The organism is Candidatus Omnitrophota bacterium (assembly GCA_041648975.1).
In the GTDB taxonomy this organism is placed as follows: Bacteria; Omnitrophota; Gorgyraeia; order 2-01-FULL-45-10; family 2-01-FULL-45-10; genus JAQUSE01.
In genome coordinates this window covers 42,672-64,037 of record JBAZNZ010000010.1, presented here as the reverse complement: position 1 = coordinate 64,037, position 21,366 = coordinate 42,672, and the positions used below count along the sequence as shown (strand labels likewise).

Genomic DNA, 21,366 nt, shown 5'->3' with positions numbered 1-21,366 from the left:
CCCGGGACGGACGGTAATGTGGCGGCGGGAATGGTGGAGCTGGGCGAGTTTGACAGGGCCTGCCGGGAAGACAGCGCGGAGCAGCTGATAAATATGGCCGAGGCGGAGGGGTGGGGGCGTCTGGCGGATATACAGGAAAAACTCGAATCAAGGCCGGATGTGTTGCTGGACTTCGAACAGCTGCTCGCGTGGAAACAGGCGGAGATGGCGGGGCTTGAGGTTACTTCAATAACTACCGAAACCGTTGTATCCGGCAGCGTCAGCCCTCAAGTTAAGATGATAATGATCAATACTTATGAGTGGAGGGAAGCGTCCGCAAAGAAAAATGTGATTAGACAAGTATTGCCGAAGCAGATCAATCTGGCCCGTTTTTATTCGGCGACAGATGAAATAAGGTTAATGACCGGAAGAAGAGCAACGCTTACGGAAGGCGGTGTTGGACATATTATGCTATCTTGCGGTCGCTGCATAGGGCTTATTGTGCATAATAAGAAAACAGGCATAACACATGGCGCGCACTACCTTAATATTAGTAATCGTGAAGCGAAAACTATCGGACGGGCATGTATCGATGAGGCTCCAGCGGATATTGACAGCATGATCGGCGCAATGAAAGCGGGCGAGGAAGACGACTGGGTAGCTATTGTGACGGGGAGCGAAATCCAGAGCGGCTCGTCATCATCTGAGATAGAACAGGATATGCTGAACAGAGAGCTTGTTGTCTCGGCGCTCGCAAAAAAAGGTATCAGACATATCGAACAAATATTCCCGGGACAGATAGACGTGGCGGTGGTAGTTAGATTCAACCGCGTCACAGCTACTCATGAAGACGTATTCGTTATAGAGCCGGCCGCCGATCCGCTCGATCCATTGGCCATAGATGACTATCTGGCTCGATTAAGGTCAGATAAATCTGTTTCCAAGGATCAAACTCAGTCAGGCGATTTTCTGCCGCCTCCCGGGACGGACGGCAATGTGCCGGCGGGCGGTATGTCTCTGGATGATCTGGCGAGATTTTGCGAGACGGCGAGCGCAGCCGATCTTCTGAGATATGCCGAAGATGGCGGATGGCAGCAGCTGGATGCCATAGAGAAGAATCTCCGCTCAATGCCGGAGAAGAGTTTACTATTTGAACAACTGCTTACATGGAGGCAGTTGGAATCGGCGGGCGTTAAGGCTACCGAAGAGACCACGGCGCCGGTGGAAACAACAGAGCTTACAGTTACTACGGGGACTGCCATACCGGCTGCAGCGCCATCCGCGACCGCGGCGAAGGCTGAGGCTGCCGTTACCACGACCCTGCCGGCACAGGGATCTATTATAGTAAACGCTGCCATACCGGAGAGCGACGCGGCTATAATGGCCGGGAAGTTTGCAGGAGTCGAGACGCAATTGAAGCATATTGTAGAAAATCCCATGAACGATACGCCTCTAACCGAAGGGCATATCGCAAATGCGCTAAAACTCATCAGCAGCGGCGGCATTGAGCTGTCGGAAGAGAACATAGACATCATAACGAATGACGGCAATGTCCTGGGCCCTGTAAATCGAACAATAGCCCATCTATATTTTGGCGCCGATGGAGCCGTGAGGGTACAAGCAAATAGAGACGGTAGTGAAGGGAGGCAGTTATTGCACAGAATAGTGAACGTGTTTGTCAGAACTCCGCAGAACGAGATTATATTGATGCACCGTTTTAATGAGAAAGCGGAGAATCGCATAGCCAGTGTATTCAGCGGTCACATCATGGCCAAGGCGACCCCCGAGGATACGGTCCCGAGAGAGCTTATGGAGGAGATGGGGCTTCCGAAGGGGCATGTATTAAGCGGTGTTTTCGAAAGGGTGGAAGGGGTCTTTGGCGCCGCGCGGCCAAGGGATTCGGAGAGGAGGTATGTCTATATATATAACGCTACCGAACAGGATATGGTCGTCATGAATAAGGCTATTGCCGATCTGAACCAGGCATCGAGAGATGAGGAGCTGCATATGGTTCGCCTCAAAGAAAAACAGGCGCTCGGCCGGGGGCTGGGCGAGATATGGGATATACAAGTAGTCCCGGCAGACGCTCTCCTTGATATGCTGGACGAATTGAATGCCGGCACTTCATTAAGGATGCTGTTGGGAGAGGAGAGGATAGCCTCCGCGCTCCGGCTTTCTTCTGCGCGCGCCGATGAAGGAGTATTCCCGGACGGCGGACAGCTGTCCGCGCCTCTGCCGGAAATGACGGCTGAGGAAGCGGCCGAAACGCTGAAGACTGCAGTCGATGACTACGGGACAAAAGCAGGGGAATATACCGGTTCCTCCGAAGACAGGCGCACTTTAGTTGAGATAGCTCGTTATCGCGCTGAAACGTTAAAGTCATATATAAGGCTTATGAAGGCGTTAACAGTATGGCTTGAAAAACAAGGCAGAGGATTCGGCGGGTATATATACCCCCTAAGCGGACCTGATCTGATTCCGAGAGTGGCGAAGACATATTCTATAAATTCTGATCCTGCAGATGCTCCTAACGGCGAAGAAAAATTATTGGCCTTATTAGGCGATGAAGCTGGGAGTGGGCTAGACGAATTATTTAAGATATTTAAGGACAATGATGTCGATAAGTCAAGCAACGATAGGAAAATGATAGAAGATGCGCAAAGCATTCCGATGGCTATAGAAGCGCTTGAACGTGAATTCCCCGGGAAACCAAGAACGATAATTCTGAAAGGGTTTGCGCTCTACCTGAATTCAGGATACGAGCAAATATTTAGAGAAAAGATACTTCCTAATTTGAAACCGGGAGACAGGGTCGTTATTATGCGATCGTCAGATTTCCATATTGCAGATTTTCGGCAAGCAGGCTTTGTAGATATCTGGCCTAAGGCTGATTTCAATCTTAAAGAGACAATGCCCATATCTACGAAAAACGACAAAGGTTTTCGTTTGCCTGATGTATTCGCGGTCCTCGAATACAGGCCGCAGGCCCAGGCCGCTCCCGACGAGGCCGTAGTGGTGCAGACTGCGCCGGCCCCGGTTGATGAGAAGGAATTGTTCACGCAGCAGGTTGCGGCGGCGAATGCGGCGGCTGGTGACTTAGTGCGCGACCAGAATGTGGTCGATATAGTCATAACTCCGCGCCCCGGCGGAACGGATCACCCTGAGATTATAGCCATGAAGGCGAAGATTGACCGCCAGATTGAGAGATTTATCAGGAAAGAATGCGGCCCGCGTATGTCGATGTCTATCCGCAGTTATCCGTATACAGCGGAAGACATAGAGGTTAAATTTACGGACAATATTAAAGGAGTTTTAGAAAGCGTGAGAGCTATTAAACAAGAGGGCGCGGGAAAAGATCCGAGAGCCATTATCTTCGCCCCTGACAGGATATTTAGGAGCGATGCCAAGGGCAACCCCATTACAGGATACGACATTGTAAAAGAGTTGGTCCATACTGAGTTCGTCGATCTCGCCGGGATGATCACGATAGTTAAAGAAGCCGTTCCGAAAGACGGGCTTGTGAACGTGGCCCATCACGCCGACCTGGGTAAAGAGCTTCTTGATTATAGAAGGGCGGAGGAGCGTGTAAATCCTGAAGAATGGCTCGATCAGGAAGCGAAGGCCCGGATAGTAAGCCATATAGTAACGTTAGTTCAGCCGGGAACAATTCCTGCCAACCAGCCGCCGGATGTGATATTGAACGACATATTGCATAACGGCCTGTGCCTCCAAGTAATGACCTCAGTGAATTGGAACAACTGGGCCAAGTCCCAGGAACAGTACCTTGCGCTGCGGACATCTGCTTAAACCTAAGCACTGAAAATATTCCCCCTGCGCTCTATCTATGGGGCCGGTCTTTGTTCAGTCGAAAAACGGGAGCCTTCGGCAACTCGGCCGGCGTCCCGCCTTCGGCGGGACGATGATCCGGCCTCGAACAGCCTTGGCTCTTTTAAACCGTTTTTCTCCATCACAAAGACCTAATATTTTCAATGTGCTCATCATAACGTCGGCTTGGGTTTTATCTGTTTCCCAGCTAAAATTTTTCGGCCTACTCAAGCGTCAACGCTTCCTGTCTGAATCTATCTTGAAATTTTTACGGGTGATGCTCCTTCCAGACTTTTTCTCGCAAAGGGCGAAGTTTGGGATGGGGCAGTACAGATACGCGCACAGAATATACCGATATCTAATGACCTCAGTGTCAAGTTAGACCGTTATCTACACCTTTTAGTATAAAGAAATAGGGAGATTGTAAACCCCAAACGAGCCCTTTAAAAGAAAAAGTCGAAGGAGCAGCAGGACCCGTAAAAATTTAGTGCCACATAGGCTGATGCTAGGAAGTGCATGCTGAGCTGGGGAGCAGAAAAAATTCATCCAACCTTGCCTTTTTTATATTGCCATGATATACTTATTGTTACATTCGTATTCGTTATCGTAAATTATACGCAGCGGTCTCGTTTTGTAGTCCTTATATATAAATTATCCTCCTTCGCCTATGAATGTATTTCGTAGATGATAAGCTTCGGAGGACAAGTCAAAAACTATGCACTTTAAATCCCTCGAGTTACTGGGTTTTAAGTCGTTTGCCGAGAAGACGAAGGTGAATTTCGAGCCCGGCGTTACCGCTGTCGTCGGTCCTAACGGCTGCGGTAAATGCTTGAGCGGCGAAAGCAAGGTCTGTCTTTCCAACGGCTCCCAAATCGCAATCAAAGATCTGGTTGAATCTGCTTTCAACTCTCCCGGCGCTATAGAAACTCTTGATGATGGCTCCGTGTTTTACCCCGATCGCTCAAACATTCTAATTCTGTCTCTCAATCCACAGACTTTACAAATCGAGCCGAGACCTGTATACGCCTTTATTAAAAGACAGGCGCCGGACTATCTATTAAAGATAAAAACAAGGACCGGCAGAGAAGTAACCACAACGCATTATCACCCATTTTTCAGCATAAAAGATGCGGGCCTGATTACGTTAACGGCAGACCAGTTAAAGGTTGGTACGAAGATTTCAGCCCCGCGCGTCCTTAATATTCAAAATGCCGGAAGAAAGCTTAACCTCCTCCAAATATTCCGCAAATTCAAGAGCGAAGATTTAGTATATATTCCTTTCTCGGAAGATATTTCGGAGTTCATCCGTTCCGTAAAAACCGGATATAATACCCTGTCGGAAATGAGCGGCTCCTTAAATATTAAACAGTTGGCGCTTAGTTCTGCGATGGATGGGCAGGCGATCTCATTGCCGGCATTATCCACCATGCTTAGCGAATGCGGTATAAGTGAAGTGCCCGATTTTATAACGACTATCAAGTCCAGAGGGACGGGCAGTGTAAATGTACCGAGAAAAGTTACTCCGGAAATCGCGCGATTCCTGGGTTATCTGATATCCGAAGGAAGGACTACTAAGGGCGATCAAATATGGTTTGTGAATGAAGACGAAAAGATGATAGAGGATTTCATTTTGTGCGCCAAAGCCGGATTTGGTGTTGATGCGAAGGTTTTCAATTATAAAAAACGCGCCCAAGACGTCCTCATATTTTCTCACGCATTATGCCAGTTTTTGGAGAAGGCTTTCGACCTGAAGATAAACGGTTTGTCTGGAGAAAAGAGAGTGCCGCCGCAGATATTTGCCGCTGACCACAAGATAATAACAGCATTTCTCTCAAGCCTGTTTGAAGGCGATGGATACGTATCTATCGATAGGACGGCTGACAAGCTTCCTTATTTTGAATACGCAACCGCGTCAAAAACCTTGGCCGAAGGTGTTGCCAGCCTGCTTCTTCGGTTAGGAGTAGTTTCCTTAATCCGTAAAAAGAATAAATGCGCGGTTAATACAGACCTGAAGACTAAGCGGACATACTATTCAGTTTACATTTACAATCGGGATAATGTGAAGAAGCTAGCCGGCCTATTGCATTTTGTCGGTAAGAAGTCAGGGAGGTTGGAGAGGATAAGAGCTCTTGATTATAAGACAAATCCTAACCTCGATTTAATACCTGAAATCAATAAGATTTTCAAAATGTTGGTTAAGTTATCCAGGGTAAATATAAAACGGCTGAAGAAGGTATCACCCAAACTGACAAGCTATTACGAGAACAGGTGCATGCCGAGCCGGCAGGGATTACGGGAGGCATTGAATGTTGTTGCCGAGCATGGTCAAGTAACAGGGCTTGGCAGGTCCATATTTGATTATCTTAAGCAACTGGCTGATTCCGATATATATTGGGATGAGATTGTCAGTATAGAAAAAGTTTATTCGGAAAAATGGGTATACGATCTATCGATATCCGATACCCATAACTTTATCGCTCAGGATATCATAGTGCATAATAGCAATATCGCCGACAGCATCAGGTGGGTCCTCGGCGAGCAATCTGCGAAGTCCCTGCGCGCGTCCAGCATGCAGGACGTCATATTCAACGGCACAGACAACAAAGAGCCCATCAATTTTGCCGAAGTATCGCTCACATTCTCCAATGAAAAAAGAACACTCCCTATAGACTACGACGAAGTAACGATAACGCGCCGCGTATTCCGCTCAGGCGAGACCGAATACCTTCTGAATAAGACCCCTGTAAGGCTGAAGGACATATCTGAACTGCTCATGGGAACAGGAATAGGCACTGAAAGCTATTCCATCATGGAACAGGGGAAGATGGACCTCATCTTGAGCTCCCGCCCCGAAGACAGGCGCTATGTATTTGAGGAAGCGAGCGGTATCACAAAATTTAAATCGAAGAAGAGAGAGGCATTGAGAAAGCTCGAGCAGACCGAGCAGAACCTGTTGCGCATAAACGATATAATACTGGAAGTGAAGCGCCAGATATCGTCGATCGAGAGACAGGCGCGCAAGGCGGAAAAATACAAGGTCGATTTTGACAAATTGAAAGATATGGAGGTCAAGTTATCGTTCTCTGAATATAAGAACCTGAAGACGCGGGAGAGGACCCATTCGGTTGAGAACGACGACGCGAAGACGCGCGAAAAAGAGCTCGATTTAGAAATAAGATCGGTTGTAGTCACCATATCCGGGTATAGAAGCTCCCTGGACCAGGTCAATCAAAAGATGTCGGAGCTCAAAGATAAGTATGCCGGCCAATCGAGCCAGCTCGACATGAATTCTCATAAGATCGCGATCGACAAGGAGAGGATAGAAGAGGCTCGCTTCGCCCAGGGGGGCATTACAAAAGAGATAGAGTCGATAAGAGAGAAGATGTTAGGCGCCAAGGCTCTGCTGGAAAAGCTGAAGGATGAACTAAGCAAGGCGACATTGCTGAAGACGTCGAAGCAGAAATCGGTAGAGGAGAAAGAGCTCCTTTCGAATAACCTGTCAAAAGATGTTGAGGATATTGAAAATCGCGTAAGGATATGCAAGGTCCAGGCAGTAGACCATCTATCTAAAGAGACGCACCTGAAGAATGAGCTCATCAAGATCGGGGCCGATGTGCAGAACAGGCGGTCGCGTCAGCGAAGGATATCGATAGAAAAAGATACGGTCGCCGGCGAGTTAGGATCTGTCGAGAAGGCGCTGGAAGGCGTATCGTCGGAATTCAAAGCCGTAGAAGATAAGTTCATGGTATTACGTTCTAACCTGGAGTCTAAAAAAGGCGCTAATGAAAACGCTCTTGCCGAGGCCAGGGAGTTGGAAGAAAAGATATCGAAGGAAGAGAACAGGAAGTCATCCGTAAGGTCTAAGATAGAATTGCTGGAGGAGAGTGTAAAGAGGTATGAAGGTTTCGGCCTCGGCGTCAAGAACCTCCTCGCTGAAGAGAACAGGATACACTTCCCCGGCATACTGGGAGTCCTGGCGGATATAATAAAGGTAGATAGAGGGTATGAAGAGGCAGTAAGCGCGTTTTTGGGAGACGACGCGCAGGTCATAGTAACAGAGACCGACAGCGACATAACGAATATAATCGGATTTCTGGGGGAGAAGAAGCTGGGCAAGGCCGGTTTCATTTCCCGTGAGACTTTAAGAAGGGTAGGCCGAGAACGCGTCGCGAGGGGCGCAAGGCACGAAATGAGCGGTCTTACGCCCCTTATGACCTTTGTCAAGACCGAACCCGGACACGAGGATGTGGCAGAACACTTTTTTCGGGACGCCTATTTAGCGGAGTCGCTGGAAGGGCATATCAGGAGCTTCGACGGCTCAAGCGCCGTTAAGGCCGTCACTAAATCCGGCGCCATGTTCGACAACGGAAAGATATCCGGCGGAAGCGTTTCAGACGGCGAGGAATCGCTGCTTATAGGCCGCAAACACAGGCTTGAAGATTTTAAGGCCATGTTGAATGATATCGAGACCGGGATGTTATCCCTTAATTCCGCCTGCGCGCTCGCGCGCGAGACCGGCCGGGCTCTTACATTAGAGATAGACGCGCTGGAAAAAGAGATGCATGCCGAAGAGATGAACCTGTCGAATATAAAGGTCAAAAAAAACGGTCTGGTAGAGAACTCGGGAAAATTGAAGGAAGAGGTAACGCTTTTAATCTCGGAACTGGACGAGGTCAACCAGACTATAGATGACCTGACTAAAAAAGGCGAAGATTTCAATCGTGAGCTTAACAATATAGAGATCGAGAAGGCGAAGACGCAAAATTTCATAGATGAATCCCAGGCGCTAATCGGGGAAAAGAGGAGCCTGCGGGAGAAGATGGCGCTTGAAACAGCCACTTTAAGAGCTGAAGCCATGTCTCTCGAGAAAGAAGAAGAGGGTATAGCCGTCAGTTTAAAGAGCCAGGAGGGTGCTGCCTTTGAGCTGGAAGAGGCCGTATATTCAAAAGAAACCCTGCTGAAAGAGTCGCAGGAAAAAGAAAAGAGTCTTGCGGAAGAGATTGAGAACCTTACGGCCCAGAACGCCGTTATATCTCAGGATCTCAAGGTCTTTAAAGACGAGATGACCAGGATAGAGCAATCCCGGTCGGAGCTTACCGATAAGTTGAGCCTCGACGAATTGCAGCTTAAAGAGAAGGAGAAGAGCCTTGAGGGGTTCAGGAACCAGATAAGGGACCTGGACGTCAAGATAACGCAGTTGAGTTACCAGAAGACAAACCTTAAGGATAGGATCTCTCAGGTATATAAAGTGGACCTTGAGACTACCCATATGGAGTTGGAAGACGGCATTGATTGGGAAGCCCTGCGGTCCCAGGTGACAGAATTGAAAGAACGGCTCGAGAAGATGGGTCCGGTGAATCTGGTAGCAATAGATGAGCATAAGGAACTGGAAGAGCGGCACTCCTTCCTTGTCCACCAGCAGGAAGACCTGCTTAACGCAAAAGATTCGCTCCACAAGGCGATACAGAAGATAAATAAGACGACGAAAGACCTGTTCCTGGATACGTTCCAGAAGATACAGGTCGAATTTAAGAATTTCTACAGGATGCTCTTCGGCGGAGGGCAGGCCGAACTTGTGCTTATAGACGAACAGGATATATTGGAATCCGGGATAGAGATAGTAGTAAGGCCGCCCGGGAAGAAGCTTCAGAATATAATGCTATTATCCGGAGGAGAGAAGGCCATGACCGCCATAGCGCTCCTCTTCGCGATATTCAAGGTGAAGCCGAGCCCGTTCTGCGTGATGGACGAAATCGACGCTCCTCTTGACGAATCGAATGTCACCCGGTTCTCAAAAGTATTGAAGGATTTTCTGAAGATATCCCAGTTCATCATAATCACCCATAATAAACGGACAATGGAACTGGCGGACGTGATGTATGGTATTACGATGCAGGAGAGGGGTGTTTCTAAGATAGTCTCTGTCAAATTCTCTAATGAAAAAAGCAAGGCCCCGGCAGCGCTGGTAGAATCGCCCGCTCCGGTTCCGGAAACCTCCCAGCAGGCAGTCTAAACTTTCCCGGTAGTCTTTATTTTTTCTCGCCCATAGCCGTTACGTATATGCAGGTCCTGTTCTTTCCCGCGCGTTTTGCCTCATATAATGCAAGGTCGGCTTTTGCGATCAGGTCATCTTTTGTGGAGACATCTTCCGGATAGGTGGAAATGCCGCAGCTTATTGTAAGGCGTTTGTCCTGGGTGATCGTGGCGTCATCGGCAAAAAGTTTCTCTACTTCATTCCTGAGCCGCTCCGCGAATAACCTGGCGTTCTCTTTAGTCGTGCCCGGCATTATTATGGCGAATTCCTCGCCGCCGTACCTCGCCACAGTATCGATCTTCCTTGACTTGCTTTGCAGGACATTTGCTATCTCTCTCAGGGCCCCGTCGCCTTTTATATGCCCGTTGGTATCGTTGTAATTCTTAAAGTTATCAACGTCGGCCATTACAAGGCTAAGGTTAGTGTCATTGAATCTGGCCTTCTCTGTCTCGAAAGAAAGACTTAGTTGGAACTTGCCGTAATTCCATAATTTTGTCAGCCAGTCCGTATTTGACAGGTATACGGTTTCCTCATAAAGGCGCGAATTCTCGATGGCGAGTCCCGCATGGTTGGCGAACATCGTCAGCATCCTTACGTCCGATTTCGTTATAGGTTTTTTGTTGAATATATTGTCTACCAGGATCGCCCCCAGCACTTTGTCCTTTGCCTTCATGGGTATCGTGACGAAGAAGTCGGTGCTCAACATCTTCTGGGTCTCCGCGTCGACCAGACGCCGCGCCTCCTGGGTGGTTATTTCAAAAGGCATGCCTTCGAGTATGGTAAGCGCAAGGATCCCCATGTCTTCCCTGAGAGGTATCTTTATTCCTTTGACTATGCTGTTGAGCCTGGATTCGGTGTCCCTCTTGAAATTGTCATAAGACGAGATGAAGTCTTCAAGCGACATCTTTGACTGCGATATCGCGTGCCATATCTTGCCGGCTTCTTCCGCCGTATGAGGGCCTATGCCCATGACGCCCTCAAGGACGTTCTCTTTTTGGTTTACCAGAAATAGCATCGCGCGGTTAAAACCGAGCCCTTCATGTGAAGTAAGGGCGGTAAGGATTATGTAAAATATCTGGTCAAGCTTCAACGTAGTCCTCATCGCATTGGAGATCTCGTAAAGCAGCGAGAACTCCCAATTGAGTCGCCCAAGCTCTTCTTTCAGATTCTTCTCTTTATCCATAAAATTGCGCCGATCTTGTGCCGGCCGATAGAAGCCAAAGCCATAGAACCCAAAAGTCAAGGGATTCTATGGCTTTAACCTGAACAAGTGCAGAATAGATTATCGCGCTTTGACTGGCGCGGCAGCTGGAGCAGCCGGGGCTGCGGCGGCCGGTTTCGGCCTGGGTATCGGTTTGATCTTACCGAACATAACGCCCATCGCCACTTCTTTATCATCCATCTTCCTGGTCATGACCCTGACCATATCGCCTGTCTTAAGCTCGGAGACATCCGTTACCTTTGTAACGTTCGTCCACGGCGTTAGCGATACTACGTGTGTAGTCTGGTCCGCGTCGTTCTTCACTTCCAGCGTGGTATTTGCCGGATCCGTACTATTGACCTTTACCAGCGTCCCGGTGATCATGCCGAAAGTGGATTTTATCGGCGGAACATTCGCTTTGGTCGGGAATACAGGAACCTTCGGACTTGGAACGGCCGTTTTGGCAGGCTTTGCCGCAGGGGCCTTCTGTTCTGCTGCGCACGCAAGGCCGAATATGCCTACCGCGCAAAAGCTTATCGCTACAAACACAACAAATACTTTTTTACTCATACTACCCTCCTCGCTTGTAGGTTGAAGTATATCACACTATCTGCCCGGTGTCAATTTCTAAAAGGAGTTGACAAATATGTTGTTAATTGATACAATAATTTTGTCTTCGGGGCGAGGTGATATCCCTCGACCGGCGGTGTGCATTTGAAATTTCTCTGAAAATTTCCTATGCCTGCAGATTTTGATAAGACAAAATCTGCGATAGCCCGCGAGTCCGCCAATGTTTCAATGGCGGACTGAACTTGTGAAATTCAAGTGCCGACCGTATAGTCGGGATGGAAGAAGATGATAGATTATTAGTTGACAGTCGAATCAGACCCCGGAGATTACTCTCTGGGGTTTTTATTTAGTAGTAAGTCGTAAGTTATAAGTTGTAAGTAAAAAACTACAACTTACGACTTATAACTTATAACTATCATTCAGCCAAAGGCGACATGAAACTCAATACGATTCCGGAAATCCTGGACGACATAAAGACCGGGAAGATCGTCATAGTCATAGACGATGAAGACCGTGAGAATGAAGGCGATCTCGTGATGGCAGGGGCCTGCACAAAAGCCTCCGATATTAATTTTATGGCTAAATACGGCCGCGGCCTTATATGCGTTCCCATGGAAGGAGCGAGGCTGGACAAGCTCGATCTGCATCCCATGTCGGCCAAGGCGCCGGACCCCTACAAAACCGGCTGGGCGGTCTCATGCGACGCGAAAAGCGGAATAACTACAGGCATCTCCGCTCCCGACAGAGCGCGTACGATAAATATATTGGCGAATCCGAAATCGACGCCTGACGAACTGGTAAGGCCGGGCCACATATTCCCGCTTCGCGCGAATGAAGGCGGCGTGCTGGTCCGCGCCGGCCATACCGAAGCCTGCGTCGATCTCATGAGGCTCTCCGGAAAGTATCCGGCAGGCGTTATCTGTGAGATAATGAAAGACGACGGCTCCATGGCGAGGACGCCGGACCTGCTTGAATTCTCCAAGGCTTATAAACTGAAGATATGCACAATAGCGAGCCTTATAGAATACAGGAGAAAGTCCGAGAAACTTATAACGAAGATTGCCCAGACGACGGTACCTACGGATTTCGGCGACTTTAAGGTATTTGTTTACGAATCTTTTACGGATAAGTATCATCATCTCGCTTTGGTCAAAGGGTCGCCGGATAAAAGGACGACGCTCGTGCGCGTCCACTCAGAATGCCTGACGGGCGACGTCTTTGGTTCGAAGAGGTGCGACTGCGGCGAACAATTGCGCGCGGCCATGAAACTTATCGATGAGGCCGGCAAAGGGGTCATCCTTTATATGAGGCAGGAAGGCCGGGGTATCGGTCTTGCCAACAAGCTGAGGGCATACGAACTTCAGGACAAAGGCCTCGATACGGTCGAGGCGAACCAGGCCTTGGGGTTTAAGCCCGATCTCAGGGATTACGGCATAGGCGCCCAAATACTGGCGGATCTCGGATTAAAAAAGATAAGATTATTGACCAACAATCCGAAAAAAGTGGTAGGGCTGGAAGGATACGGCCTGGAGATCGTGGAGCGCGTGCCGTTAGAGATGCGGCCGTCCAGCACTAATAAGAGATACCTGGAGACGAAGAAGAAGAAGATGGGGCACGTTATTGGAGTATAAAAATTAAATGTAGTCCCTCGCCACATGAGTTCGATTATTGTGGCTCGGGACGATTTGTAAGAGTGAGATAACAACAAATCGGAGGGTGAAGCATGGCAAATGTAATAAAGTCTGACTTGATGGCGAAAGGGAAGAAGTTCGCGATAGTGATATCGCGTTTTAACGAATTCATATCGTCGAAGCTCCTGGAAGGGTGCCTCGACACTCTGGCCAGGCACGGCGCGGTCGATAATAGCCAGGATGTGGTCTGGGTGCCGGGCGCTTTCGAGATACCGATAGTTGCGTTAAAACTGGCAAAGTCGAAAAAGTATGACGCGGTCATATGCCTTGGTACGGTTATAAGGGGCGCAACGCCGCATTTCGAATTCGTTGCGAGCGAGGCGGCAAAAGGCGTGGCCAAGGTTTCGCTCGATACCGGAACGCCGTGTATATTCGGTGTGATTACAGCCGACAACCTGGAGCAGGCCATCGAAAGGGCCGGTACCAAGGACGGCAACAAGGGCCGCGACGCCGCATTATCGGCGATCGAGATGGCGAGTTTGTGGGAGAAAATATAATAGAAGTGATTCTTCGGTTAGATTCGCTTGGCGATTTTGAGTTAGTGTGAGTCAGCGATTAAGTGATTAAGTCTGGGTTAAAATCAATAAGTTTTTACTTAATCGCTGCGAGAGTTTGCTTATAGAATCGCCAAGAGTGTCTGACTTCAGAATCGCTTAATCACTCAAGGAGTATTCTGACTATGAGAAAACGGACCAAAGCCAGAGAATGCGCGCTTAAGATACTCTACGCGATAGACATAACGAACGAGGACCCGCAGAAGTGCGTCGACAACTACTGGCAGAACAGCGATGTTATGGAGCCGCAGGTCAGGACATTTACCGAGAATCTCGTTCGCGGCGTCATCAAGAACAGAGAGGCGATAGACGCCCTGATATCCGAACATACGACGAACTGGGAACTGAAGAGGATCGCCGTCATAGACCGGAACGTGCTGCGGTTCGCCACATATGAGCTTATCTATATGGAAGAGATACCGCCCAAGGTATCGATAAATGAAGCGATCGATATCGCGAAGAAATACGGGGACACGGATTCCGGGAAGTTCGTTAATGGAGTCCTCGACAATATCAACAAGACAGAAAGAAAACCGGCCAAATGACCCTTCGACGCGGCCTCTATTCAAATAATAGCCTTACTCAGGGTAATGGTGAGCGAGCGGAGCGAATCGAACCATGAAATATGCCGACCTGCACATACACACATTCTATTCCGACTCTACGTTCTCGCCCGAAGAGGTCGTAGCTACGGCAAGCAACAAGGCTTTGGCCGCCATAGCGATATGCGACCACGATTCGATAGACGGGATAGGGCCGTGTACGGAGCTCGGGCTGCGGTCCGGAGTCGAAATAGTGCCCGGCATAGAGCTTACAGTGGAAAAACCCGACGCCGAGATACACCTCCTCGGGTATTTCATCGATTGGGAACAGGAGTGGCTCCGGAAGCGGCTCAAAGAGATCCAGGGCATCAGGATAGAACGCATACACAAGATGGTCGCCAAACTGGCGCAGGAAAACGTCAGGATGGACGCCGGCGATGTATTTAAAATATCCGGCAAAGGTTCGGTCGGACGGATGCACTTAGCCCAGGCTATGCTGAGGACAGGAAAGATAAAGAGGCTGAAAGAGGCGTTCGATAAATATATAGGTTTTTTAAAGCCGTGTTATGTTTCGAACATTGCCTTTACTCCTCAGGAGGCGATAGGGCTGATATTGAAAGCCGGGGGCGTGCCTGTCCTGGCCCATCCGGGAATAATGTGCAAGGACGAGCATATCCCGGAACTTATAGGATACGGATTGAAAGGCATCGAGGTTTACCATACAGACCACACGCCTACAGTGACCAGGCATTACGAAGAGATCGCGAAGATGTACGGGCTTCTTGCCTCAGGCGGTTCCGATTGCCATGGCCTGGGCAAAGGCAGGGTCCTGATCGGCACTACAAGAGTCCCATATGAACTGGTGGATAAGCTAAAAGCGGAGGCGGACAGAATAAAGGCTGAGAATAGAAAGTAACTAGTTTAGACCTGCGAGGACGAATTACTTAAACCGGTTCGACCTCGCAGGTCAATGCCAAACAAAAGACCTACGAGGTGTGACGAGTTAAAGTAATCACTCCTCGTAGGTCTGCTCAAATGGTCAGACTGAAGGTTTCGTGTTATGAATGCCCACGATGAATACATGCGTATAGCCCTGGACCTGGCCCGGAAGGCCGAAGGTTTGACGAGCCCCAACCCGGCCGTCGGCGCGGTCATTGTCAGGAACGGCAGGATAGTCGGCCGCGGATACCATAAGAAGTGCGGAGCGCCGCACGCCGAAGTTATTGCTTTAAGACAGGCCGGTTCGAAAGCAAAGGGCGCTATCCTTTACGTCACTCTCGAGCCTTGTGACCATTTCGGAAGGACGCCGCCGTGCACCGCCGCGATTATTGAGCACGGAATAAAAAAAGTAGTGGCTGCTATGAGAGATCCCAATCCTATAAATAACGGTAAAGGCTTCAGGAAATTAAGGAAGGCCGGAGTAGAGTGCACCGTCGGCGTCTTAGAGCAGGAAGCGCGGGATCTGAACAGTCCTTATATTAAATTTATAAGTACACGCATGCCGTTTGTAACTCTTAAGATGGCGGAATCGCTTGACGGTAAGATAGCTACAAGGACGGGCGACTCAAAGTGGATAACGTCTGAAGACGCCAGACATTATGTCAGGGGGCTTCGGGGGAGGGTGGACGCCGTCATGACGGGATCCAACACCGCGGCAAAGGACGATCCCACGCTCTTGAGCGGGGCGTCATCCGGCAAAGAGCCGATAAGGATAATAGTCGACAGCCATGTCAAGACGCCTCTGAAGGCCAAGATATTTTCTACTACTGCCGTTTCTCCGGTCATCATAGCGACTACTAAGAACATGCCGGAACGGAAAACCAGGCTTTACAAGGCTAAAGGTGTAAATTTCCTGCGGGCGAAGGCAAAAGGCGGAAGAGTCGATTTGAAAGACCTCTTCAGGATATTAGGCGTTCTTAACATAACACACGTACTGGTCGAGGGCGGCGGGGAATTGGCTGCCAGCCTGATAGAAGAAAGGCTGGCCGACAGGTTCCTATTCTTTATCGCCCCTAAGATAGTCGGAGGCAGAGATGCCGTGACAGCCGTCGAAGGTTTGGGCGTTGGAAAGATGAGTAAAGCGGTGATGCTCCGGGATATAAAAATAAAGAGGTTTGAGGAAGACGTCTTGATAGAGGCGAGGGCAAGGTAATGTTTACCGGTATAATAAAAGAATTGGGTACGGTCCGGAGTTTTGGCGGATCAGGCAAGACGCGCAGGCTCGATGTATCCGCCAAAGATATATGCGGTCGTGTCGTCATAGGCGATAGCGTTGCTGTTAACGGCGCTTGTTTGACGGTTGTAGAAAAGAGGAATGGCACGCTCGCTTTCGATGTAATGGCGGAGACGTTAAGAAAATCGGGATTGGAAGGATTGAAGCGGGGCGACCTTGTTAATCTTGAAGATTCCCTGAGGACTGACGACGCGCTCGGTGGGCATTTTGTGCTGGGGCATATAGATTGTATTGGTAAGATAAAAAATATGCTAAAATTTTCCGGCGAATTTATGTTGGAGATAAACATGCCTGCCAAATATTCAAATCTCATCGTTGAAAAAGGCTCTATCGCGTTAGATGGCATAAGCCTGACGGTGGCCAAACCTTCCGAAAATTCATTCAAAGTATATATAATACCGCATACGCTCGGAAATACTGCTCTCGGATCAAAGCATCCGGGAGATGAAGTGAATATTGAATTCGACGTCATAGGAAAATATATTGCAAAATATCTGGCTGGTCAGGATGTAAACGGATCGAAGAAAAATCCTATTCTTAACGAAAAATTTTTAAGGGAAAAAGGGTTTTAGCAGAGCGCCCGGGTAATAAATAAATATTTGTAAATCATGCGTTCATATGCTATATTAGAACAAAAGGTAGTCCCTTGTTGCTTGAGTGTGATGACAGCAAATCGGAGGTCCTCAATGAGGAAAATATTATTGATTGCCGGTCTTATATTTTTATTATCTGTATTATTTACAACTCCTGCGTATTGCGGAGACGCTATAAAAAAGCTGGGACGCGGATTATGCAATGTTGTTACCTGCCCGTTCGAACTGCCTCTGCAAATATCCAGGGTCAATAATTCGGAAGGCCCTGCGGCTGCCAGTACATGGGGCGTTCTGAAAGGTATCGGCAAGATGGGCATACGCGTTGTCGTCGGTGTTTATGAAGTAGCCACGTTCCCGCTCCCGTTTCCTAAGGACTATACGCCCATACTGGTAGACCCGGAATTTTTCTTTGAAGAGGAAAACTGGTAAACACGCAAGCTGAGGTAACCGTCAGTCTAACCCTTTGAACAGACCTACGAGGAGCAATCACTTAAACTCATTGCACCTCGTAGGTCTTTTTCGTTTGCCCATAATTATAATATATGTTATTATGTTAACTACGTAAAAAGAGATGATGTAGTCCCTCGGTTGCTCTTATTCATCGCAACCTCGGGATGAAATTTTCTATCGAAAATTTCACGGGGCGTAGCGCAGCTTCCGCCGAAGGCGGATCCGCCATGAGTTGTTTAGAGTCGGGTTTAGGCGGAGGCTAGCGCGATTAGTTTGAGGCCACGAGCTTGTAAGTTTATAACCCTGATATTCGTAATAAGATTTGTTTTCTGAATTTCGTAGTGTTACATTTTTGATCATTTTACGGGGCGTAGCGCAGCTGGCTAGCGCGCTTGGTTCGGGACCAAGAGGTCGACGGTTCAAATCCGTCCGCCCCGACCATTTAAGTCGGAAGAGTGTATGGATTTGAAGCCAAATTCCGCCGACCGAATAGGGAGGGGAAGGGCCTCTGGCCCGGCAGGAATTTGGCCGGCCCGAAGCGCGAACACGTAAGGTGCGCGCGTAGGGAAATCCGTCCGCCCCGACCATCCTACTTCGCTCTTGAGGCAGTCAAACTGCGGTAGAGCTTCGTAGGACAAGTTTTTTGCTAATATCCATTCTTTTTCTACCTTAAATGAAAAAACGCCTCCATATATATTATTCGGGTTCTGTCCAGGGCGTCGGTTTCAGGTTTACGGCTGAACGGGCCGCTAGCGTCATGGGTATAACCGGATGGACGAAGAACCTGGATGACGGCCGTGTTGAAGTTGTCTGTGAAGGCGAGAAGGCAGACCTCGATGCGTTTTTACAAAAGATCGCATCCGTCTTTAAAGAATACATCCGCGACGTTGATCAAGAAACGGTGGAAGCGACCGGCGAGTTCGTCGGGTTCGACGTAAGGTTCTAACCATGCGCTATGCCCTGATATCCGACATACATGGCAACCTGGAGGCGTTCCGGGCTGTGCTGGAAGCCCTTTCCAAAGAGAAGATAGACGAATTTCTTTTCATAGGCGATGTAGTAGGTTACGGGGCCGATCCGAAAGAGTGCTTAAAGCTTTTAAGGTCTATACGGCCGAAGATATTGATAAGCGGAAACCATGAGTGGGGAGTATTAGGCCTGCTGGATGAGAGCTACTTCAACGACTATGTCGCAAAAGCAGTTGCCTGGACGAAGAGCGTCCTGGATGGCGATGAACTTGATTACCTGAGATCGTTCGATGTTGTACATGAGGATGGCTCTTTTGCTCTCGTTCACGGCTCGCTCTATAATCCGGCCGGATTTAATTATATATGGGACAGTAAACAGGCCTCTGCCGTAATGAAGATCATGAAAGCGCCGATCTGCTTCGCGGCCCACACTCATGTTGCGGGTATATTCTATACCGATAAAGGCAGGATGGAGTTTGTTAGTAACTCAAAGAAGGCGGTGCGGGGTGAAAAGTATATAGTTAATGCCGGAAGCATAGGGCAGCCGCGCGACGGGGATCCGAGGGCGTCATTTGTAATTTACGATACGGAAAGCGCGGTATTTGAAATAAGGAGGGTTCCTTATGATATCAAATCTGCCCAGGTCAAGATATTGAAGGCCGGGCTTCCCACAATGCTTGCCGACAGATTAGCCGAAGGAAGATGAAGATGGCTTCGAAAGAGATTAAAGATAAGATCGAAAAATTAAAGGATACGATCAGGCGGCACGACCACCTGTATTACGTCCTGAATAAGCCCGAGATATCCGACCGGGAATACGACGGTCTTTACAGGCAATTGAAAGACATGGAAGAGGCGCATCCTGAGCTTATCACTCCGGATTCGCCGTCGATGCGCGTCGGCGGGGAACCCGTAAAAGAATTCCGGACTGTGAAGCATATAGCCCCCATGCTCAGTCTCGATAATACCTATTCCGCGGAAGAGATAAGAGATTTCGATAAGAGGGTAAGGAAGAACCTGAAAAGCGAAGACGTCGAATATGTCGTTGAGTTGAAATTCGATGGTGTCAGCATATCGCTGCTTTACGAAGACGGGAGATGGTCATTGGGCGCGACCAGGGGGGATGGCGAAAAAGGGGACGATGTCTCGGCCAATTTGAAGACCATACGTTCCATACCGCTGGTTTTCAGGGATGAAGCAAAGAGCGTCCCTAAAGCGATAGAGGTCCGCGGCGAAGTATATATGGCAAAGAAAGCTTTTGAAAAACTGAACCGCGAAAAAGAGAAGGCGAACGAGGAGCTTTTCGCCAACCCCAGGAATGCCGCTGCCGGCTCGCTTAAGCTTCTTGACTCGAAAATAGCAGCGGCGCGCGGGCTCGATATCTATGTATGGGGCATAGGCCATTACGAAGGCATCGACTTCAGGACGCACATAGAGGTCCTCGATTATTTGAAGAGTTGCGGTTTCAGGGTGAATCCGCACTATAAGCTCTGCAGGACGATCGATGAAGTCATCGCATACTGCGATTCATGGGAAAACGCGAAAGAGAAGCTCGATTGCGAAATAGACGGCATGGTCCTTAAGGTGAACGATCTCGGACAGCGGCAGAGGTTAGGCTTTACGTCCAAGAGCCCGCGTTGGTCGATAGCGTATAAATTCCCGGCTGAAAAGGCATTGACCGAAATAAAAGATATAATTGTGCAGGTCGGAAGGACCGGGACGATAACTCCCGTAGCTTTGTTAAAACCCGTCCATCTCTCGGGTACGACCGTGTCGAGAGCGACCCTGCATAATTTTGACGAGATAGAGAGGCTCGATGCGAAGATAGGCGATAAGGTATACGTGGAAAAATCCGGCGAGATAATCCCAAAGGTCCTCAGTGTCGCTAAGCAGATGAGGACCGGGGCCGAAAAGACGTTCCGTATACCGGTGAAATGCCCTGTCTGCGGCTCGAAGTTGTCGCGTTTGCCAGAAGAGGTCGCGATAAGGTGCGAGAACGCGGGCTGTCCGGCGCAGATAAAGGAGGCGGTCCTCCATTTCGCGTCGCGTAATGCCATGGAGATCGACGGCATGGGGGACGCGATCGTCGACCAGCTCGTCGACAAGGCCCTTATAAAAGATTACGGTGATATATACTCCCTGAGGGCCGCAGATGTAGAAAAACTGGAAAGGATGGCCAGGAAGAACGCCGGGAACCTGATAGACGCCATAAAAAAGAGTAAGTCCAACGACCTCAACCGTCTTATATTCGCGTTAGGTATCCGGCATGTGGGCGAGAACGCCGCCTGGATACTGGCAGAGCATTTCGGTTCCATGAAAAAACTGGAAGAGCAGGATATACAGGAGCTGACGGATATCAAAGAGATCGGTCCGGTGATGGCGGGATCGATATATAATTTTTTCCATAATAAAAATAATCTTAAGATACTGAAGAAATTGGAGGACGCAGGGCTTCGTATGTCGCAGTCATCGTCCCTGAAGAGCGGCGGTAAACTTGAAGGCAAGTCGATAGTAATTACAGGCACGCTGAGATCGTTCTCGAGATCCGCGGCGGAAGAACTGGTGAGAAAACTGGGAGGAAGCCCGTCTTCGAGCGTAAGCAAGAATACCGATTTTCTGGTGGCGGGCGTTGAGCCCGGCTCAAAGCTGGATAAGGCGAAGGCCATGGGCGTAAAGGTTATTTCGGAGGATGATTTCAGAAAGATTGTAGGTTGAAGCTTTGCTAA

The 21,366-nt window shown here is 49.0% G+C and carries 14 protein-coding genes, 1 tRNA gene and 1 riboswitch; of the genes, 13 read left to right on the top strand and 2 right to left on the bottom strand.

Features of this window, described 5'->3' with window-relative positions; translation table 11 throughout:
- Both WC592_04320 and smc read left to right on the top strand, forming a co-directional pair.
- Positions 1 to 3,786: NUDIX hydrolase (locus tag WC592_04320; protein MFA4981676.1), on the top strand; the 3,786-nt coding region annotated here is incomplete at its 5' end.
- 733 nt (positions 3,787 to 4,519) lie between these two features.
- On the top strand, positions 4,520 to 9,817 hold the full coding sequence (gene smc, locus WC592_04315) for a chromosome segregation protein SMC (GenBank protein ID MFA4981675.1): 5,298 nt from the start codon (positions 4,520 to 4,522) through the stop codon (positions 9,815 to 9,817).
- Positions 9,818 to 9,833: 16 nt separating this feature from the next.
- On the opposite strand, the gene WC592_04310 is transcribed toward smc, so the two are convergent.
- The gene (locus WC592_04310; protein ID MFA4981674.1) at positions 9,834 to 11,021 is read right to left on the bottom strand and encodes a diguanylate cyclase; all 1,188 of its coding nucleotides are present in this window, start codon (positions 11,019 to 11,021) and stop codon (positions 9,834 to 9,836) included.
- Between the two features lie 99 nt (positions 11,022 to 11,120).
- Positions 11,121 to 11,609 carry a hypothetical protein gene (locus tag WC592_04305; GenBank protein MFA4981673.1) on the bottom strand — a complete coding sequence of 163 codons (489 nt, stop codon included), beginning with the start codon at positions 11,607 to 11,609 and terminating at the stop codon, positions 11,121 to 11,123.
- Positions 11,610 to 11,707: 98 nt separating this feature from the next.
- Positions 11,708 to 11,900, top strand: a riboswitch (FMN riboswitch).
- Between the two features lie 143 nt (positions 11,901 to 12,043).
- Between WC592_04305 and WC592_04300 the strand changes: the two genes are divergently transcribed.
- The 11 genes from WC592_04300 (at position 12,044) to ligA (ending at position 21,355) form a co-directional block, all read left to right on the top strand.
- Positions 12,044 to 13,240 (top strand): bifunctional 3,4-dihydroxy-2-butanone-4-phosphate synthase/GTP cyclohydrolase II, encoded by a 1,197-nt coding sequence (locus tag WC592_04300; GenBank protein ID MFA4981672.1) that lies wholly within the window; start codon positions 12,044 to 12,046, stop codon positions 13,238 to 13,240.
- Positions 13,241 to 13,332: 92 nt separating this feature from the next.
- Entirely contained in the window at positions 13,333 to 13,797 is a 465-nt protein-coding gene (gene ribE / locus WC592_04295; GenBank protein MFA4981671.1) for a 6,7-dimethyl-8-ribityllumazine synthase, read from the top strand.
- Positions 13,798 to 13,979: 182 nt separating this feature from the next.
- Positions 13,980 to 14,399 carry a transcription antitermination factor NusB gene (gene nusB, locus WC592_04290; protein MFA4981670.1) on the top strand — a complete coding sequence of 140 codons (420 nt, stop codon included), beginning with the start codon at positions 13,980 to 13,982 and terminating at the stop codon, positions 14,397 to 14,399.
- A gap of 73 nt (positions 14,400 to 14,472) precedes the next feature.
- Positions 14,473 to 15,312 carry a PHP domain-containing protein gene (locus tag WC592_04285; protein ID MFA4981669.1) on the top strand — a complete coding sequence of 280 codons (840 nt, stop codon included), beginning with the start codon at positions 14,473 to 14,475 and terminating at the stop codon, positions 15,310 to 15,312.
- Positions 15,313 to 15,456: 144 nt separating this feature from the next.
- Positions 15,457 to 16,548 (top strand): bifunctional diaminohydroxyphosphoribosylaminopyrimidine deaminase/5-amino-6-(5-phosphoribosylamino)uracil reductase RibD, encoded by a 1,092-nt coding sequence (ribD, locus tag WC592_04280; protein MFA4981668.1) that lies wholly within the window; start codon positions 15,457 to 15,459, stop codon positions 16,546 to 16,548.
- Entirely contained in the window at positions 16,548 to 17,201 is a 654-nt protein-coding gene (locus WC592_04275) for a riboflavin synthase (protein MFA4981667.1), read from the top strand. Before ribD ends, WC592_04275 begins: the two co-directional genes overlap by 1 nt.
- Positions 17,202 to 17,315: 114 nt before the next feature.
- Positions 17,316 to 17,651, top strand: coding sequence for an exosortase system-associated protein, TIGR04073 family (locus WC592_04270; GenBank protein MFA4981666.1), 336 nt, complete (start codon positions 17,316 to 17,318; stop codon positions 17,649 to 17,651).
- Positions 17,652 to 18,036: 385 nt separating this feature from the next.
- Positions 18,037 to 18,113, top strand: a tRNA-Pro gene (locus tag WC592_04265).
- Between the two features lie 232 nt (positions 18,114 to 18,345).
- The gene (locus WC592_04260; protein ID MFA4981665.1) at positions 18,346 to 18,618 is read left to right on the top strand and encodes an acylphosphatase; all 273 of its coding nucleotides are present in this window, start codon (positions 18,346 to 18,348) and stop codon (positions 18,616 to 18,618) included.
- Between the two features lie 2 nt (positions 18,619 to 18,620).
- Positions 18,621 to 19,346, top strand: coding sequence for a metallophosphoesterase family protein (locus tag WC592_04255; protein MFA4981664.1), 726 nt, complete (start codon positions 18,621 to 18,623; stop codon positions 19,344 to 19,346).
- Positions 19,343 to 21,355, top strand: coding sequence for an NAD-dependent DNA ligase LigA (gene ligA / locus WC592_04250; protein ID MFA4981663.1), 2,013 nt, complete (start codon positions 19,343 to 19,345; stop codon positions 21,353 to 21,355). Before WC592_04255 ends, ligA begins: the two co-directional genes overlap by 4 nt.
- The last annotated feature ends 11 nt before the right edge of the window (positions 21,356 to 21,366 follow it).

Excerpts from the sequence above, each read along its gene's own strand:
- nusB (MFA4981670.1), top strand. The coding sequence starts at position 13,980 with ATGAGAAAACGGACCAAAGCCAGAGAATGCGCGCTTAAGATACTCTAC.
- ribD (MFA4981668.1), top strand. The coding sequence starts at position 15,457 with ATGAATGCCCACGATGAATACATGCGTATAGCCCTGGACCTGGCCCGG.
- WC592_04300 (MFA4981672.1), top strand. The coding sequence starts at position 12,044 with ATGAAACTCAATACGATTCCGGAAATCCTGGACGACATAAAGACCGGG.
- ligA (MFA4981663.1), top strand. The coding sequence starts at position 19,343 with ATGAAGATGGCTTCGAAAGAGATTAAAGATAAGATCGAAAAATTAAAG.
- smc (MFA4981675.1), top strand. The coding sequence starts at position 4,520 with ATGCACTTTAAATCCCTCGAGTTACTGGGTTTTAAGTCGTTTGCCGAG.
- WC592_04285 (MFA4981669.1), top strand. The coding sequence starts at position 14,473 with ATGAAATATGCCGACCTGCACATACACACATTCTATTCCGACTCTACG.
- WC592_04305 (MFA4981673.1), bottom strand. The coding sequence starts at position 11,609 with ATGAGTAAAAAAGTATTTGTTGTGTTTGTAGCGATAAGCTTTTGCGCG.
- WC592_04310 (MFA4981674.1), bottom strand. The coding sequence starts at position 11,021 with ATGGATAAAGAGAAGAATCTGAAAGAAGAGCTTGGGCGACTCAATTGG.
- ribE (MFA4981671.1), top strand. The coding sequence starts at position 13,333 with ATGGCAAATGTAATAAAGTCTGACTTGATGGCGAAAGGGAAGAAGTTC.
- WC592_04255 (MFA4981664.1), top strand. The coding sequence starts at position 18,621 with ATGCGCTATGCCCTGATATCCGACATACATGGCAACCTGGAGGCGTTC.
- WC592_04260 (MFA4981665.1), top strand. The coding sequence starts at position 18,346 with ATGAAAAAACGCCTCCATATATATTATTCGGGTTCTGTCCAGGGCGTC.
- WC592_04275 (MFA4981667.1), top strand. The coding sequence starts at position 16,548 with ATGTTTACCGGTATAATAAAAGAATTGGGTACGGTCCGGAGTTTTGGC.
- WC592_04270 (MFA4981666.1), top strand. The coding sequence starts at position 17,316 with ATGAGGAAAATATTATTGATTGCCGGTCTTATATTTTTATTATCTGTA.